Here is a 15,883-nt window from a genome sequence, read left to right as displayed (position 1 = left end):
CAGACTAGTTTTTGTCAGATAAAAGTCAAACTTCGCTCAATAGCGAAATAAAAATAAAGCTTTGATATAAAACCAAAAAACCAAAATTCGTCAGAACAATCTGACAACACAATCCACCTTTGACTACACAGTGTTTGCGTTCGGTCTCTCACCCAGACGGATATTCACTGCGAGTCGGTATACATAAGGGATGTGTGCTTTTAGGTTTGCACGCCATAGCTTTTTACTTTCATCTTGAATGATTCATCATCATTCCATGATAAACTGGCGTATTAACATGAAAGAAAGCTCAACTCCGCGGTTTCGAGCAGCTTGAAGTAAACACAGTTTTAGAAAATGCGTTCTAGTATTGTGTCACTCAAGATTCACATTGCTACTTTTACAACCGCTGGAGCATTAGAAAAATTAAGGTATTAAATTCAAATGGTTAATAACTCAATCCAGTGGTTTCCTGGCCACATGCACAAAGCACGTAAAGAGATCGAAGAAGCAATCCCTCAAGTGGATGTGATCATCGAAGTACTGGATGCTCGTATTCCTTTCAGTAGTGAAAACCCTTTGATTTCTCAAATCCGTGGTGACAAACCTGTCGTTAAAGTTTTGAACAAACGTGATTTGGCCGATCCAGAATTAACTCAACTGTGGATTGAGCACTTGGAGCAAGAGCAACATGTAAAAGCAATGGCGATCACGACTTCTGAACCACAAGAAGTGCATCGAATCATGGAGCTTTGCCGCAAACTTGCCCCACACCGAGAAGAAATTGGTAAAAACATTCGCACCATGATCATGGGCATCCCAAACGTTGGAAAGTCGACGATCATTAACGCCCTCGCAGGTCGAACAATCGCTGTAACAGGTAACCAACCCGCGGTTACACGTCGTCAACAACGTATCAACCTGCAAAATGGCATCGTATTATCTGATACTCCAGGAATTTTATGGCCAAAAGTGGAAAATCCACACAGTGGCTTCCGCCTTGCGGCTACCGGCGCGGTAAAAGATACAGCGATGGAATATGACGAAGTCGCATTCTATACCATTGAATACCTAGCAGCTCATTATGCAGACAAGCTTAAAGAGCGTTATCAAATTGAAGAGCTTCCAGAATCAGATATCGAGATCATGGAAGAAATTGGTCGTCGCCGCGGTGCACTACGTGCAGGTGGACGTGTTGACTTGCACAAAGTATCAGAGATCTTATTGCACGAACTTCGTCAAGGCACTTTGGGCCAAATTACATTAGAACGCCCAGAAATGATCACTCAAGAACTGATTGAAGTCGAGATTGAAACCGCCCGTAAAGAAGAAGAGAAAGCGAAGCGTAAAGAAGAGCGTCGTAAGCGCTATTTACGTAATAAGCGATAAGCTTGTCTCTTATCTACTCATGTTTCAAGGCGCGATTTTCGCGCCTTTTTTGTTATCTAATGCGCCCATTTTTTTCACTTTTCAAACTTTATATTCCTCATCCAAAATCCCAGATATGAAGCACGAAAAAACACCGAAAAATCGCCGTATAAACTTTAAGCACAAACTAGTTTAGACCCCGGGCCCCTATAGAGTTACAGCCACCATCCAACCCTCAAATGTCGAGTTTGCAAGGGTCTGCAAACTTATGCAACCTGGTTAGTGACACTCTCCCCAAAATCCGCAATATGAATAAGTGTCAGCGCTGGCGTTTTTCCATATGAAGAAGAGATTTATTATGAGTGAAACTATACAAAGCAAACCACTTCCCTCCTTTATCGAGGAACGCCTAGATTTTTATATTCAAGATCTAATCGAACCGAATGAGAACAAAAAACACCTTGTTCTTGGTAAACGCCCACCGTGTAATGCCGTTGTCCTGCAAAGCAATGATTACCTTGCACTGTCTCATAATAAGGAGATTCAAAACGCGCATCGTGATGCGATTTCCCAGCACGATGACAACGTCGTGATGTCCGCGATTTTCTTACAAGACGATGAATCGAAACCTGTATTTGAAACGCAACTAGCCAGTTTCGTTGGTATGCCTAGTTGTCTACTTTCTCAATCTGGTTGGGCTGCGAATGTCGGTTTATTGCAGACTATTTGTGCACCGAACATACCTGTGTACATTGATTTCTTTGCACATATGTCTTTGTGGGAAGGCGCACGTATTGCCGGAGCACAAATTCATCCGTTCATGCATAACAACACCAGTCACCTAAGAAAACAGATTTCACGTCACGGTTCAGGGATCATTGTTGTGGATTCGGTTTACAGCACTATCGGGACCATCGCTCCTCTACGTGATATCTACGAAATAGCACAGGAGTTTGACTGCGGCCTGGTTGTAGATGAATCACACTCTTTAGGTACACACGGTCCACAAGGTGCGGGGATACTGCAGGGTCTTGGCTTAACTCATAAGGTAGATTTTATTACCGTTAGTCTTGCCAAGACATTTGCTTATCGTGCTGGCGCGATTTTAGGCCCAGAAAAACTGGCGAAGACGCTTCCATTTGTGGCGTACCCTGCAATATTTAGTTCTACCGTATTACCGCAAGAGATCATTCGGCTAGAGAAAACACTGGACGTCATAAGAAAATCAGATGATAAGCGAGATATTCTGTTTGAAAGAGCCAAGTCTTTAGCCGTTGGTTTAAAACGCATTGGATTTACTATTCGCAGTGAATCACAAATTATCGCATTAGAATGTGGTAACGAGAGAAACACTGAGCGAGTCCGCGACTTTCTCGAAGAGCGAAATGTTTACGGCGCAGTGTTTTGCCGCCCTGCAACTGGAAGGAACAAAAACATCATCCGTTTTTCAGTCAATGCAGACATGACAGCTGCTGAAGTTGATCATGTACTCACTGTCTGCCAACAAGCATTTGCACACCCTGACTTAGAGTTTGTGTAAGTTAGTGTGTAGATAAAACTAAAGAGCTCAACAGTTTTGCTGAGCTCTTTATTCGTGTTATTCGTTGTGAGCAACTCGCCTCAAGAAAACAAGTCGCGAATGATTAGATCCAGTTTGCGATTTTATCGAACAAACGATTTTTATCCGCCGGTTTTACGATGAAGTCAGACATACCCGAAGACCCAATTTTGTCCAACGTGACAGGTGAACTATCCCCTGTATGTGCAATAATAGGTACCGACGCATAGTTTTTATCCGAGCTTCGAATTCGCCTAGACGCTTCTACACCATCCATAATTGGCATTTCGATATCCATCAGAATGAGATCAACATCTTCTTGCTCTAGTGTATCCAGAGCCTGCTGCCCGTCTTCTTTCTGAATCACTTCAAAGCCTTGCTTTTCAAGTAACATTGCCGTGAATTTACGCAAAGATTCATTATCATCCACGACCATAATTGTGCGCTTATTTGAATTATCTAACGTCACCGAGGCCGTTGGTGTCGGTACATAGCTTGAATCATATAAGAGACGCTCAATAGTTGGTTTAGTATTCAATAACCAGGCTTGCGTTTCGATCCAAATAGGTTCATATGCAGCCTTACGTGCTCTCTGAGTCGGATGATGCTCAAAAAGATAAACTATGCGTGCTTCAGTGAAAGACAAGAGAGATTCTAATCTATCCAATTGGTTTGCTCTTGGATCTAAGCTCTCAAGATCGATAAAAATCAGATCGAATTCGAACTCGTACTCTTTCTTTTTGAGTACTTGGTTGGCATCTAAAATCGTCGAGTCAAAGCCCATAAAACGGCTAATATCTGTTACTTTAGACACCAAGATATCTTGGCTAGTCACCGTTAGAATGGTTTTGAGTTTAGTCAGATCGTTTTTGATTTCAGTAACGGTATCAGATGTCGTTAGTGGGAAAGTTAACGTAAATTGAGACCACTCCCCTAACTGAGATTGACACTCAATGTTCCCCCCAAATGAACGCATGACTTTTTTACAAAACGGTAGACCCAAACCATAACTTCCTGATTTGCCAGTGGTGTAAAAGTCTTGAAAGATATTGCGTAGAACATCAGGAGCAATGCCAGCACCATTATCGGTTACAACAATTTGATTAAAGCGTTCTGAACTTATCATGGATACATGTATGTGAAAATCTTCAGATTTACGGTGATGGAAGGCATTCTTGAAGAGGTTATACATAACGTATTTAAGTAATGTATCACTACCTAGAAACTCAAACTCACTTCTCGCATCCAGCGATATGGCAAACCGATCAGTGGCACGTTTATAACTGAAGCTTTCAATTGCCTGTTCAACGACCGAGTGAACTGAATATTTTTTGAAGCTAGAACGAGAAACTCGATTTTCATCAATCGAAGTTAGCAATAAATCGATGGTTTCATTACCCGATTGGATAATGTTCATTGCATCCTGACTCACTTCACGTAATAAGGTGACATCCTCTACACTCATGACGTACTGCTCTTTTCCTGCCTCTTTCATGTTGGGCAAGATCGACTGGATAACATCTATTGAAGTGCAAAGCCCACTCAACGGGTTACGCATTTCATGTGCGATCCCTGCCCCGAATGATTTTGCCAGCGAGACTTTCGCTTCATGTTCAACTTGGTTACGAAAATAGAACAAATTACCGAAGACATAAATAAACAGAAAGATTGGCACATGAGTCCAATCCATGGTCAAGTCAAGATGGAACCCTTTTGCAACCCAAGCGAAGAATGTTGCTAAACCTATCCCAGCAAAGGTTTGAGCAAACATGACCCTAGTAACATGAACCAGTAAAATGTGTAAGAAAATTGCAGACATAAACGACATAACCCATACATTGGACCAGTCATTCATCAGTAACATATAAAAAAAGAAAAACGGTAAGCACAGCGTTATCGTCACTTGGTAGTAAATAGGAACATAATCTCTCCAAGTCGATGATAAGCGGTTTCTAAAAATGATGCCGAAAAACAATAACGAGCAAAACAATCTAAGAGATAAATTTTCATAAGCCTGTGGAAAGGCAAACTCCCAGACAAAGTAGTACAGCGGAAAGCCAAGAAACCCCATCCAGCCAACGAGAGTTAGGTTTGGTTCTGCATATTGATAAACCTTACGTATCGAGTCCATATAATCTGTTTTGCTTACTCCGCCTGACGCACAATAGTGTGATTTTGATTCACTTTTATCGTTTTATTATTAACTAATTATATATTAATCATCATTTATAAGCAGCGCGAAATGACGTAAACAGCTCGCAATACTTATCTTTAGTTTCAATCTTTTAAGACAGCTACACTTGATTTACAACCAAATAAACAAAGTTGCATATAGTTTAGTGCAATTTTGCGATAATCGCTCTGTATCCAATTGGATGTTAATCTCATTTTGTGTAAGAAACTTAAGTCGCGCCTTTGGCACGACTTTCCAACGATTCAAAAACAGCACTCACCGCATATAGCGTGGTGAAGAACAATTGGCTTGGGGTGTGTTATGAATTCTGTCCAGATAAAAAATGTCATTTTTGATGTAGGTAATGTGTTGGTACGCTGGTCTCCAGTAGAAATCGTTCGCTTAACATTTGGTGGTTCCGTAGAATCAGAGAAAATGGCTCAGATGCTATTTTCATCACAAATCTGGAAAGATTTAAATAAAGGGACGATCTCCGAAAGGGAAGCAAAACAGCGTTATCAACGTGAACACCAAGTAACGACGGAAGAAATGGACCGCTTCTTTTATTATGTAAAACACACTCAAATACTACTTTACGGCAGTATAGAGCTGTTAAAACGAGTAAAAAGTGCCAGATATGGCGTATATGCGCTCACAGACAACATCAACGAAATTGTGGAACATCTTCGTACTACCTATGAGTTTTGGCCACTGTTTGATGGAGCAATCATCTCTTCTGAAGTTCAATTACTAAAACCACAAGCGGAGATCTACCAAACTCTACTTTCAAATTATCAGCTTAACCCCGAAGAGACAGTATTTATTGATGACATGCCTTACAATGTTGAAGGTGCCCGAGCAGTTGGCATGGCTGCTATTCAGTTTGAAAATGCTCAGCAATGTGAGCTCGAACTAAAAGCCATGGGGGTTAACTTCTAGAAAGCTTTTAATAAAACATAACGTTAGGGTGCATAAACAAAAAAGAGCAGTGTTGAGACTGCTCTTATCTAATGTTTTAGAACGCTAGGTTAGGAGTAAATCACGTTTTCCTCAATCCCACTAACTAATGACTGGGCGTTCTTCCAACGGAATACTTTTTCTAACACCTCTTTGCCATCAGGTGCGCGCCAAGTTCGCTCTTGATCCTCTTGTCCACCAATGTGGCGATAGAATTCAATCGCAGAAATGTTTTGCGACACAACTTCTAAATAAAGACCTGTGTCTTTAAAGTACTGCTGTTGCCATTCTGCGACAGCAAGTAATAGCTGCTTACCAATCCCACGACCACGGTAACTGTCATCAACATGCAATGCGTCAATAAAGGTTCCACGCTCGAAATCATGGTTGCCGAACACACAAACAAAGCCAAGTAGCAAACCTCCCTCCTCCGCCAAGACAATGTGCTGATTGAATGGTGGGTTGGTCAAACGGGTTTGCCAAATCAGTAGTTTGTCGTCAATCGCTTCTTTCTCAAGATAGTTATCACTAAGAATGCCACGGTAATGACGCTTCCAGCTATCCGCATGAAGATGTGCAATGCGCTCGTAGTCCTTATATTCCGCTAATCGTAAATCCATTACGTATTCCTATTTTCTTACATTTTTGCTTCTTTATAGAGTCTCGGTATATTCCACCTTTATAACACTTGTTTCTTGGCAGATTTTATACACCTTAAGCCAGAGCTCATTTTTTAATACTACTCATTATTCAATTAAAAGCAAAATATCCCATCAAGTTCCTTAATCTACACCCAAAGGAATAGTCACATTTGTCTAACTTTAATTTGACTTACATGTGTACGCTGATATTCTGGCGAACAGTTGTTAGCTCAAAGTTAGGGATACACCTGTGACTCAAAACAAACCACCTGTTATCTGGTTGAATACATTAATATTTTCTGCCAGTTTTGTTCTGACTTTTATTGTAATGCCTTGGTATGCATATCATTTTGGACTGGGTTGGGAACATCTAATTTGGGGAGTGATTGCATTTAGTTTTACTAACCTTTCTATTACAGCAGGCTATCATCGTCTCTGGAGCCACAAAACATACGAAGCTCATCCTATTTTGCGCGCCATTTTTGCGATTGGAGGAGCATTTTCTTTGCAAAATAGTGCATTACATTGGTCTTCTGATCATCGTGTGCATCACAAACATGTCGACAATAACGATAAAGATCCGTACTCAGCCAAGCGGGGTTTTTGGTATTCTCACATTGGGTGGATGTTACGTGATTACAATAAATCAAAGGAAAACGAATATACAAACTGCCGTGACCTAAAGCGCGACAAAATCGTCATGTGGCAGCATAAGTATTATGTTCCACTTGCCCTACTGACTAATATTGGTTTCCCAGTCATACTAGGACTGATCTACGGTGATATCTGGGGGATGTTATTGGTCGTTGGTGCAGCTCGACTCTTTATGAGTCACCATACAACTTTTTTCATTAACTCCCTCGCACATATTTGGGGTAAGCAAACTTTCACAGACAAAAACACTGCTCGCGATAATGGTGTACTCGCCTTTTTCACATTTGGAGAGGGTTACCATAATTTCCATCATATTTTCGAGAATGACTATCGCAATGGCGTGTATTGGTGGCATTACGACCCAACGAAGTGGTTGATAAAGTCATGTTCTTGGCTAGGACTCACATCTAAGTTGCGCACAACGCCTACATTTAGAATTGAAAAAGCCCGTGCGAGTCAACTTTTGAAGAAAGCAAGAGAAAAGCTAGAATCGAAACCGAACACGCAAACAATCCTCGATCAGCTACAGCACGAGTTTGATACTTTAGTTCATCACATGCAGGAATACTACGAGATGCGCAAAGAAGTACTCGGTGCCAAAACTGCCAGTGTGGTAAAAAAATACGAATGTTCTGTAACGAAAATGAAGTACCAGCAAATTAAAGCAGAGTTCGAACGGCAGCAGCGTAGTTGGAACCTTATGGTTCGTCGATACGCATAGTTTATCCTCATTCTTACGATTACTTAGCTTCGCTTCGGCGAAGCTTTTTTGTTGTGAAGAGTGTTTTCCAATAATTGCTTACTGAGTAAAGTCTTTTTCCTATTGTGAATCAATTCACTCTTTATTCATTCACTTTCCTAGTCATATTTTCCTTCCTATAAATAGCTTCAAACCAGCACATAACACTTAGAAAACCAAATTCCAACAATACAATCTAACGAAATTATTTATTAAATTATTATTTGTCTCAGATCATGCAAGCCCCATATTTGTCTCGTGCCACAGCTAAGAATTCTGTAAATTCCTTGTCATAAACTGAAACAGTTTCTTTCTTTTTTACATAACATTCGGAGATCCCTATGTTAGAGCTCTTAATTGGCTTAGTGGTTACCATTGCGGTGGGTTACTTTATTGTCAAAGGCTATAAAGCTGCGGGCGTGTTACTGACCGCTGGTATTGCTTTACTTCTTATGACTGGCGTTTTGGGGCACGACGTGCTGCCGTCAAAAATCACCTCAACTGGTAACATGGTGACAGATGCGCTTGAATACGTGAAATACATGCTTCAATACCGCGGTGGCGGTCTTGGTATGCAAATCATGCTGCTTTGTGGTTTTGCGTCATACATGACTCATATCGGCGCGAACAACGTGGTAGTGAAACAGTTCTCTAAACCGCTTTCTGTCATCAAGTCTCCTTACGTCCTTTTGGTAGCGGCTTACATTGTGGCGTGTTTAATGTCTCTTGCGGTAAGTTCTGCAACAGGCCTTGGCGTACTATTAATGGCGACATTATTCCCAATGATGGTCGCGATGGGCATTTCTCGTCCAGCAGCCGTTGCAGTGTGTGCCTCTCCAGCGGCAATCATCCTTTCTCCTACTTCTGGTGATGTTGTTATCGCAGCAGAAAAGTCTGGTTTAGAGCTTGATGTGTTTGCGGTACAAACTGTGTTGCCTGTTTCTATTTGCGCAATCATCGTCATGGCAGCGGCAGCGTTCTTCTGGAACAAATACTTAGATAAGAAAGAAAATACACCAATGGAAAAAATTGATGTATCAGAGATCAAAGCTGACGCACCAGCGTTTTATGCAGCTCTTCCTTTTCTACCTATCATCGGCGTTTTCCTATTCAACGGTCGTACCATTCCAGGACTTAGTCTAGACATCTACACTATTGTGGTTGGTTCGATTTTCCTTGGAGCTCTGATCCATTATGTTGTAAATAAGTTCGATGGTAAGAAATCACTAGAAGATTTAGATTCTTGTTACGCAGGCATGGCTGACGCGTTCAAAGGCGTTGTGATGCTTTTGGTTGCCGCAGGGGTTTTTGCACAAGGTCTGATGTCTATCGGAGCTATCGATAACCTACTTCATCTAGCAGATAATGCTGGTGCAGGCGGCGTTGCTTTAATGCTTATTCTAACTGCATTGACAGTTGCAGCAGCAATTGCAACGGGTTCGGGCAACGCGCCTTTCTATGCGTTCGTGGAGTTAGCACCATCTTTGGCTGCGAAAATGGGATTAAACCCTGCTTTCCTAATTATCCCGATGCTTCAAGCATCAAACCTAGGCCGTACTATCTCACCAGTATCTGGCGTAATCGTTGCGACATCAGGTATGGCAAACATCAGCCCGTTTGAGGTTGTAAAACGCACATCCGTTCCAGTTCTAGCAGGCCTTATCACGGTGATTATTGGTACTATGGTGCTTGTTCCAATGAGTGCCTAACGGTATTGCCACGATCAAACTAAAAGCAATATCCGAACAAAATTACGTTTAATTAAAAACGCCAGCAAATGTGCTGGCGTTTTTTTTATTCTAATGTGTTGATTTACGCTGACTTAAATCGGTCAGGAATCTTAGTGATACTCTCTCTGTAGCTAAACCATAAGTAGGTAACGGCAAGCGAAAAGAATAAATATGAAAGTGCGAATACGATTGGAGACGTGATTAATTCCGCGGACATTCCCCACATCACACCGACTACGGTTATCGTCAACTTAGAAAGCATACCGCAAATGAGTAGGAATAAAGCAAGCTGTGGAAAGCGCGAGCTGCGAAATGCGAAGAAATAACAGCTACCTACCGCTAAAGAAGCAATAGATAAGCCCAACATAAATGAATGGATGTGGTCTGCTGATGCGATACCAGCGGATACCGAAGCCATGAGTAATAGGAACAGTTTCATAAGTCACCTCACAACAAATCTAAAAAGCATCCCTTCATAAATGAAAACTCATTTTTCACTATATTCTGCGCCTAAAATCAGCAATTACAAGTTACTTTTTTGCTCACTTAATGTACATAAAAGCTAATCAGCTTCAATTATTACAAAAGGTTAACAATTAAAAATTAGGAAACCCTTTGCATCTGATACTTACGACAGTCAGATGATAAATTCGCCATTTTTGTTACAGATGGTTAACATGGAAACATTTAGAAATTTTTTATTTGAAATGTGAACTGTGCACTCAACAGCGTAAAACCTCTCTCTCTTGACTCATCATTCGTTATTAGTGAACAAAAAAATGTCACTTTTTTACAACGTTCTTACTACATACAAAACCATGAATTCACATCCACTTTTAATGTTGCAAATTATTTTATCAGTAACCGTAAAAAGAGATTCCAATCACATATTTATTGGTTATAATCCGCGCTCATTGCGTTAAACGTTGAAAAACGCAAACTAATTTTGAGAAAAAACATCTTTAAACCAACCTTCTTTGCGGCATTGCCAATAAGAGGAAAAACTGAGAATAAAAATGAGCAAGATTGATAAAGCTATGCGCATCCTGTTAGCAGGGTTCTGTATCAACCTTTGTCTTGGCATCCTGTATGCTTGGAGTGTATTCAACAAGGCACTGGTAACTGAATCAGGCTGGAGTGCTGCAGAAGCTTCTGCACCTTACGCAACTGCAACCATCACTTTCTCTATCTGTCTTCTTATTGCAGGTATTCTTCAAGACCGCATGGGCCCTCGAATGATCCTTATCCTAGGTACTGTTCTTACAGGTCTGGGCATGATCGCTTCTGGCTTTGTGAACTCTCCACTAATGTTGAACATTACATTCGGCGTGATCACAGGTGCAGGTATCGGTTTTGGTTACGCATGCCTATCACCTTCTGCGATGAAGTGGTTCCACGCTTCGAAGAAAGGTATGGTTAACGGCATTATTGCGGCAGGTTTTGGTCTAGCGGCTATTTACCTTGCGCCAGTAACTTCTGCGCTAATAGACAGCATGGGCATTCAAACTAGCTTTATGGTTCTTGGTTTTGGTATCCTAGCGATTGCGGTTCCTCTTGCAGCAACCATCAACAACCCACCAGCAGACTACACACCTGCGGAGCCTAAAGTAAAAGAAGGCCAAGCACCTAAAGCGGTGAAAAAGTCAGATGACTTAACTTGGAAAGCAATGTTGAAAACGCCACAGTTCTACTCTCTATGGATCATGTACGCGTTTGCAGCTTCTGTTGGTCTAATGATCATTGGTAACATCACGACAATCGCAAGCGTTCAAGCAAACTTGCCAAACGCGGTTTACCTAGCATCTATTCTTGCTGTATTTAACTCTGGCGGTCGTGTTGCCGCGGGTATGCTTGCAGATAAAATCGGCGGTGTTCGTACGCTTCTACTTGCGTTCGTTCTACAAGGCGTAAACATGGTGCTGTTCGCGACGTTCGACTCTGAGTTTACACTGATCATCGGTACAGCAATCGCAGCGGTAGGTTACGGCACACTTCTAGCGGTATTCCCTACTCTAACGGCTGAGTTCTACGGTCTGAAAAACTACGGCACTAACTACGGCGTGCTTTACACAGCATGGGGTATCGGTGGTGCAATCGGCGCAGCGGTTGTTGGTTTCTCGATGACAAATGGCGACGGCTACACCTTGGCTTACACAATTTCTTCAGCAATGATGGCAGTATGTATCGTACTTGCGTTCATCACTAAGCCATTGTCTGATGCGAAAGTAGCACAGCTAAAAAACGCATAATTGCGAATTGATTTGATAACAAAAAGGCTTAACCTATGGGTTAAGCCTTTTTGTTATCGGTCGTTTATGGAAAGCCCTATCGAACTTGCACCAGACTACTATCTAGAGAACTTCATTAAGCTGACTCATCACGCAGTAACTTGGTACAGCGATTTACTGACCAAGGAAGAACACGCATGGCTTTGCTCGTTTGATTCTTTGAGCAAACACGCCCAGTGCCTTTTGGTACGTTTATACAGCCGAAAGGGATGTTGGTTTCGAAGTGATAAACTGAGTTATCAAGAAATACCTTCTATCAATGAAGCGCTGGCGGAATTGAGTCAACATGAGTTTGTAGCCCTTTCCCCACCCCTTTCTCATCAAGAGTTAGCGGCCAATTTACTGACCAAACCAGAAATCTCTGCGCTTTATCCCGAACTGCCGAAATCACTCAAGAAAGACGCCCTTGTCGAACGTTTGAGTAATGCGGAATTTGATCGTATAGAGAAGCTTGAGTTTACGATCGTCAAACTCAATTCAGCTCATATGATCGACGTGTTGCTCACTCTGTTTTTTGCCAACACCCATCAAGACTTAAGTCAGTTTGTGCTTGATGACTTAGTTTTGCATCAGTTCGAGCAATATCAATTGAGTAAAGTGCGCCGTTTCTTTGATTCACGTGAGCAAATAGACCGTTTAATTGAACTGAGCCAGTTGGCCAACCTGTACTGGCAATTTGACCGAAAAGACAAAGCCAATCTCGACTTATTAATTGAGGCAATGCCTCAGCCCGTTAAACACCGTTACGTAGATCGTAAACGCGAGCACATGTTGAATGACATAGCACGTGATTACGAACGGCTTAATGATCTAGAGACCGCCCTATCTCTATTTGGCCAAACTCAACTCACACCGAGCCGAGAACGACGCGCACGTATCTATGACAAATTAAACCATGATGATTTATTTTGTGACATTGTCACAGATATGCTTAACTCACCGATCGATGTGTCTGAGCTCGAAGTTGCACAAAAACTTGAGCAACGGTTAAAACGAAAACAAGGCGAGAAAGTGCCAAGAGTGACGAAGCCAACCTGTACGGAATACCGCCTTGAACTGGATTTATCTCAACAGAGAGTCGAACTCGCCAGCAAAGCGTATTTTGAGTCCTTAGGCTGGACTGTATTTTACGCCGAAAATGCACTGCTTAATGCATTACTTGGTCTCACTTTTTGGGATGCGATTTTTGCTCCTATTGAAGGGGCATTCATTAACGCTTATCAACACCGTCCTTTAGATTTATATCACTCGGATTTTGTTACCAAGCGCCAAGCTTTGATAGACACCGCTTTTGCCGAACTAGAAGCGGGCAACACCCAGATGTTATTGACAAAATACGATGAGAAGTTTGGCATCAGTAATCCATTTGTACATTGGAATTTAATAAGTAAAGAGCTACTCGAAACAGCACTCAACACTATCCCAACCAATATGCTGATGGCGCTGTTCAAAATACAATTGAGCGACCTTAAGCTTTACCGTAATGGGATGCCGGATCTCATTGCTTTTAAAGAAAACGAGTTCGAGTGGATTGAAGTGAAAGGCCCTGGCGATAAACTCCAGGATAACCAATGGCGTTGGATCAAAGAGTTTACTCGCCTTAATGTCCCGTTTGCGGTGTGTTACGTCGCAGCAACTTAACTTACTCTATATAAAGAGCTTGGTGTTTGTTCACTCAAACCGCCCCTCGGTTATCGCCCCTTGCTCTTTTTTCTAAACATTTTTTCGTTTCTTCACGATCGCTTCACGCTTCTTCACACAAAATGCGCTTCTACTCACTAAGTTGATTTGAAGAGGCAAAATAAAATGAACAAAACACTTCTTGCGTTACTTGTTACCTGCTCAGTTTCGGTATCTGCGGCTCCTTATGTAGGTCTGGAATATGGACTAGGCACCACTGACCATGATTTGGAACCTCACTTTTCAACTGACAACGTAACACTCAACCCTGAGCTTGAAGACGGTATTTTCTCAGGCTTTGTCGGTTACGCATTTAATGACAACTGGGCATTGGAACTGGGTTACAGCCAGTTTGACCTTGATGATAGTCGTTCAAAAAACCTAGGTATCAAGTCAATCGATGGCAAAGATTACCATCATGAAATGGATTGGGATGCGTCAATCAAAGCCAAGCAAGTGTCGTTGGCTCCTGTGTTTAACTATGCATTAAATGATAAATGGACAACAAAATTCAAAGCGGGTCTAACGTACACGGAATACAACGCCAAGGTTTCTAAACATCAAGAATACGAACTTGTCACGAACGACGATGTGGAAATGACCAACACGCTTTTCCATAGCGCGGAGAAAAACAACGAGCTAGGCGCAATGTTCTCAGTGGGTGCGGAATACAGAATTTTCCCGCAGCTCACCATAGGTGTAAACGCAAAATACCAACTAGACAGCTACGCAAACACTGCATCCTTTAATGTAGGCACAACTTATTACTTCTAATATCAGGAGAGGATAATGAAAAGAGTATTGTTAACATCCATGCTTGCCCTACTTTCAAGCTCGGCTTTCGCCGCGTTTAATGGCCCAGAAGTCAGTGCAATCAATGCGGTGAAAGAGGCGCGCAACGCAACCGACGACAGCGCTGTAGTGCTAACCGGGCATATTGTTCAATCATTTGGTAACGAGACTTACTTGTTCAAAGACAACACTGGTGAGATCGAAGTAGAGATCGACAACGAACATTGGATGGGTCAAGAGGTGACACCAAAAGATACCGTAATGATTCGAGGAGAGGTTGATTCAGATTGGACAACTACGCAAATAGACGTTGAGACCATTCAAAAACGTTAAGAAGTTGACGATACCTCAACACAAGCAACACAGCCACATTTTAGTGGCTGTGTTAAGCAATAATCATGGAGAACGCTCGTTTAGCTAGTCAAGCAAGGACAATCTTGCGGTACGACTAATCGTATACTCTTAGGCTGAACATCAAATCTAATGGTTCTCGAATGATAGGGTTCTCCATCTAAATTAAGAGGTAATGGATTCGGGAAGTCTATCTCCAACCAGCTTGCTCTTGTGTACTTCACAAACTCTCCTTTCTCACTCGGGTTATTGATCTCGTCGATTACTTTAGGCAGCTCATGAGGTAAAAATGGGCGCACCAATGTTAGATCCATCAGCCCATCATTAATCATCGCTTTTGGAGCTAACTCTTGCCCACCTCCAGCAAGGCGCCCATTACAAAACGCACCGAGCAACATTTCTCCCTGATACGCACCACCTTCAATCGTTATTGTTCCGTCATATGGTTTAAAGCCAAGTGCTTTTACAACACCAGTTAGCGTATAAGCTCCACCGCCAAGAAAGTTTTTGAGTTCAACAGGCGTTTCTGCTGTAACTTCTGCGCCAAACCCTGCTGTTGCCACGTTAATAAAGCAGCGATCGTTCGCTTTGACGCAATCGACCAAAGCGGACTGCCCCTCAACAGCAAGAGATAAAGACGCCTTAATGGAATTAGGTACTTGAATAGCGGTAGCAAAGTCATTGGCGGTACCAAGGGGAATAATGGCTAACTCAGGGCGTTTTTCTTCGTCAATTTGAATAATCGCAGAAGCCGCCTCATTGACGGTCCCATCGCCACCAGCGACAACAATACGTTCAATGCTTTCATCAACCGCTTCTTTTACTAGCCGCGGCATGTCTTGAGATTCCCACGTCACACGCACCTGTACGTCGATGCCTTTGTCTCTCATTTTCATGATTGCATCTCTTAACTCTGGATTCCCAGCTTTTTTTCCGTTAAGGATGGCACGTATTGTCTTTTTCATTGCACTTC

The 15,883-nt window shown here is 42.1% G+C and carries 13 protein-coding genes; 9 read left to right on the top strand and 4 right to left on the bottom strand.

Annotation, left to right across the window (positions count from 1 at the left end; genetic code table 11):
• Window positions 1–423: 423 nt before the first annotated feature.
• On the top strand, window positions 424–1,368 hold the full coding sequence (ylqF, locus tag R8N28_RS05095) for a ribosome biogenesis GTPase YlqF (RefSeq protein ID WP_065275249.1): 945 nt from the start codon (window positions 424–426) through the stop codon (window positions 1,366–1,368).
• A 337-nt stretch (window positions 1,369–1,705) separates the two neighbouring features.
• Entirely contained in the window at window positions 1,706–2,887 is a 1,182-nt protein-coding gene (cqsA, locus tag R8N28_RS05090; protein ID WP_017635350.1) for an alpha-hydroxyketone-type quorum-sensing autoinducer synthase, read from the top strand.
• A 103-nt stretch (window positions 2,888–2,990) separates the two neighbouring features.
• Here the strand turns inward: cqsA and R8N28_RS05085 are convergent, their stop codons facing one another.
• Window positions 2,991–5,036, bottom strand: coding sequence for a response regulator (locus R8N28_RS05085; RefSeq protein ID WP_065275248.1), 2,046 nt, complete (start codon window positions 5,034–5,036; stop codon window positions 2,991–2,993).
• Between the two features lie 363 nt (window positions 5,037–5,399).
• On the opposite strand from R8N28_RS05085, the gene R8N28_RS05080 reads away from it, so the two are divergent.
• Complete coding sequence (locus R8N28_RS05080) at window positions 5,400–6,017, top strand: HAD family hydrolase (RefSeq protein ID WP_054577832.1); 618 nt, start codon at window positions 5,400–5,402, stop codon at window positions 6,015–6,017.
• Window positions 6,018–6,106: 89 nt separating this feature from the next.
• Here R8N28_RS05080 and R8N28_RS05075 read toward each other — a convergent pair whose 3' ends face one another.
• The gene (locus tag R8N28_RS05075) at window positions 6,107–6,655 is read right to left on the bottom strand and encodes a GNAT family N-acetyltransferase (protein WP_005376525.1); all 549 of its coding nucleotides are present in this window, start codon (window positions 6,653–6,655) and stop codon (window positions 6,107–6,109) included.
• A gap of 271 nt (window positions 6,656–6,926) precedes the next feature.
• Here R8N28_RS05075 and R8N28_RS05070 point away from each other — a divergent pair, with 271 nt between their 5' ends.
• Both R8N28_RS05070 and dcuC read left to right on the top strand, forming a co-directional pair.
• Entirely contained in the window at window positions 6,927–8,051 is a 1,125-nt protein-coding gene (locus R8N28_RS05070; RefSeq protein WP_005376527.1) for an acyl-CoA desaturase, read from the top strand.
• A 359-nt stretch (window positions 8,052–8,410) separates the two neighbouring features.
• Window positions 8,411–9,778: an anaerobic C4-dicarboxylate transporter DcuC gene (dcuC, locus tag R8N28_RS05065; protein WP_005376528.1), complete on the top strand. Its 1,368-nt coding sequence runs from the start codon at window positions 8,411–8,413 to the stop codon at window positions 9,776–9,778.
• 103 nt (window positions 9,779–9,881) lie between these two features.
• Here the strand turns inward: dcuC and R8N28_RS05060 are convergent, their stop codons facing one another.
• Window positions 9,882–10,238 (bottom strand): hypothetical protein, encoded by a 357-nt coding sequence (locus R8N28_RS05060; protein ID WP_005376535.1) that lies wholly within the window; start codon window positions 10,236–10,238, stop codon window positions 9,882–9,884.
• A 577-nt stretch (window positions 10,239–10,815) separates the two neighbouring features.
• On the opposite strand from R8N28_RS05060, the gene R8N28_RS05055 reads away from it, so the two are divergent.
• From R8N28_RS05055 to R8N28_RS05040, 4 genes are all read left to right on the top strand, one after another.
• Entirely contained in the window at window positions 10,816–12,048 is a 1,233-nt protein-coding gene (locus R8N28_RS05055) for an OFA family MFS transporter (RefSeq protein ID WP_065275247.1), read from the top strand.
• Between the two features lie 66 nt (window positions 12,049–12,114).
• Window positions 12,115–13,728, top strand: coding sequence for a VRR-NUC domain-containing protein (locus tag R8N28_RS05050; RefSeq protein WP_065275246.1), 1,614 nt, complete (start codon window positions 12,115–12,117; stop codon window positions 13,726–13,728).
• Between the two features lie 165 nt (window positions 13,729–13,893).
• Entirely contained in the window at window positions 13,894–14,541 is a 648-nt protein-coding gene (locus R8N28_RS05045) for an AcfA family outer membrane beta-barrel protein (RefSeq protein WP_054574626.1), read from the top strand.
• A 15-nt stretch (window positions 14,542–14,556) separates the two neighbouring features.
• Window positions 14,557–14,892, top strand: a complete 336-nt coding sequence (locus tag R8N28_RS05040; protein WP_065275245.1) for a YgiW/YdeI family stress tolerance OB fold protein — start codon at window positions 14,557–14,559, stop codon at window positions 14,890–14,892.
• 80 nt (window positions 14,893–14,972) lie between these two features.
• Here R8N28_RS05040 and yegS read toward each other — a convergent pair whose 3' ends face one another.
• Window positions 14,973–15,875, bottom strand: a complete 903-nt coding sequence (gene yegS / locus R8N28_RS05035) for a lipid kinase YegS (protein ID WP_065275244.1) — start codon at window positions 15,873–15,875, stop codon at window positions 14,973–14,975.
• Window positions 15,876–15,883 lie beyond the last annotated feature (8 nt).

The organism is Vibrio sp. Vb1554 (assembly GCF_033344235.1).
Note: the sequence above shows the minus strand (reverse complement) of the source record. Positions and strands in the feature narration are given on the sequence as shown.

Bases quoted from the DNA above. Each gene is read 5' to 3' on its own strand.
- ylqF (WP_065275249.1), top strand. From the start codon at position 424: ATGGTTAATAACTCAATCCAGTGGTTTCCTGGCCACATGCACAAAGCA.
- cqsA (WP_017635350.1), top strand. From the start codon at position 1,706: ATGAGTGAAACTATACAAAGCAAACCACTTCCCTCCTTTATCGAGGAA.
- R8N28_RS05085 (WP_065275248.1), bottom strand. From the start codon at position 5,036: ATGGACTCGATACGTAAGGTTTATCAATATGCAGAACCAAACCTAACT.
- R8N28_RS05080 (WP_054577832.1), top strand. From the start codon at position 5,400: ATGAATTCTGTCCAGATAAAAAATGTCATTTTTGATGTAGGTAATGTG.
- R8N28_RS05075 (WP_005376525.1), bottom strand. From the start codon at position 6,655: ATGGATTTACGATTAGCGGAATATAAGGACTACGAGCGCATTGCACAT.
- dcuC (WP_005376528.1), top strand. From the start codon at position 8,411: ATGTTAGAGCTCTTAATTGGCTTAGTGGTTACCATTGCGGTGGGTTAC.
- R8N28_RS05060 (WP_005376535.1), bottom strand. From the start codon at position 10,238: ATGAAACTGTTCCTATTACTCATGGCTTCGGTATCCGCTGGTATCGCA.
- R8N28_RS05055 (WP_065275247.1), top strand. From the start codon at position 10,816: ATGAGCAAGATTGATAAAGCTATGCGCATCCTGTTAGCAGGGTTCTGT.
- R8N28_RS05050 (WP_065275246.1), top strand. From the start codon at position 12,115: ATGGAAAGCCCTATCGAACTTGCACCAGACTACTATCTAGAGAACTTC.
- R8N28_RS05045 (WP_054574626.1), top strand. From the start codon at position 13,894: ATGAACAAAACACTTCTTGCGTTACTTGTTACCTGCTCAGTTTCGGTA.
- R8N28_RS05040 (WP_065275245.1), top strand. From the start codon at position 14,557: ATGAAAAGAGTATTGTTAACATCCATGCTTGCCCTACTTTCAAGCTCG.
- yegS (WP_065275244.1), bottom strand. From the start codon at position 15,875: ATGAAAAAGACAATACGTGCCATCCTTAACGGAAAAAAAGCTGGGAAT.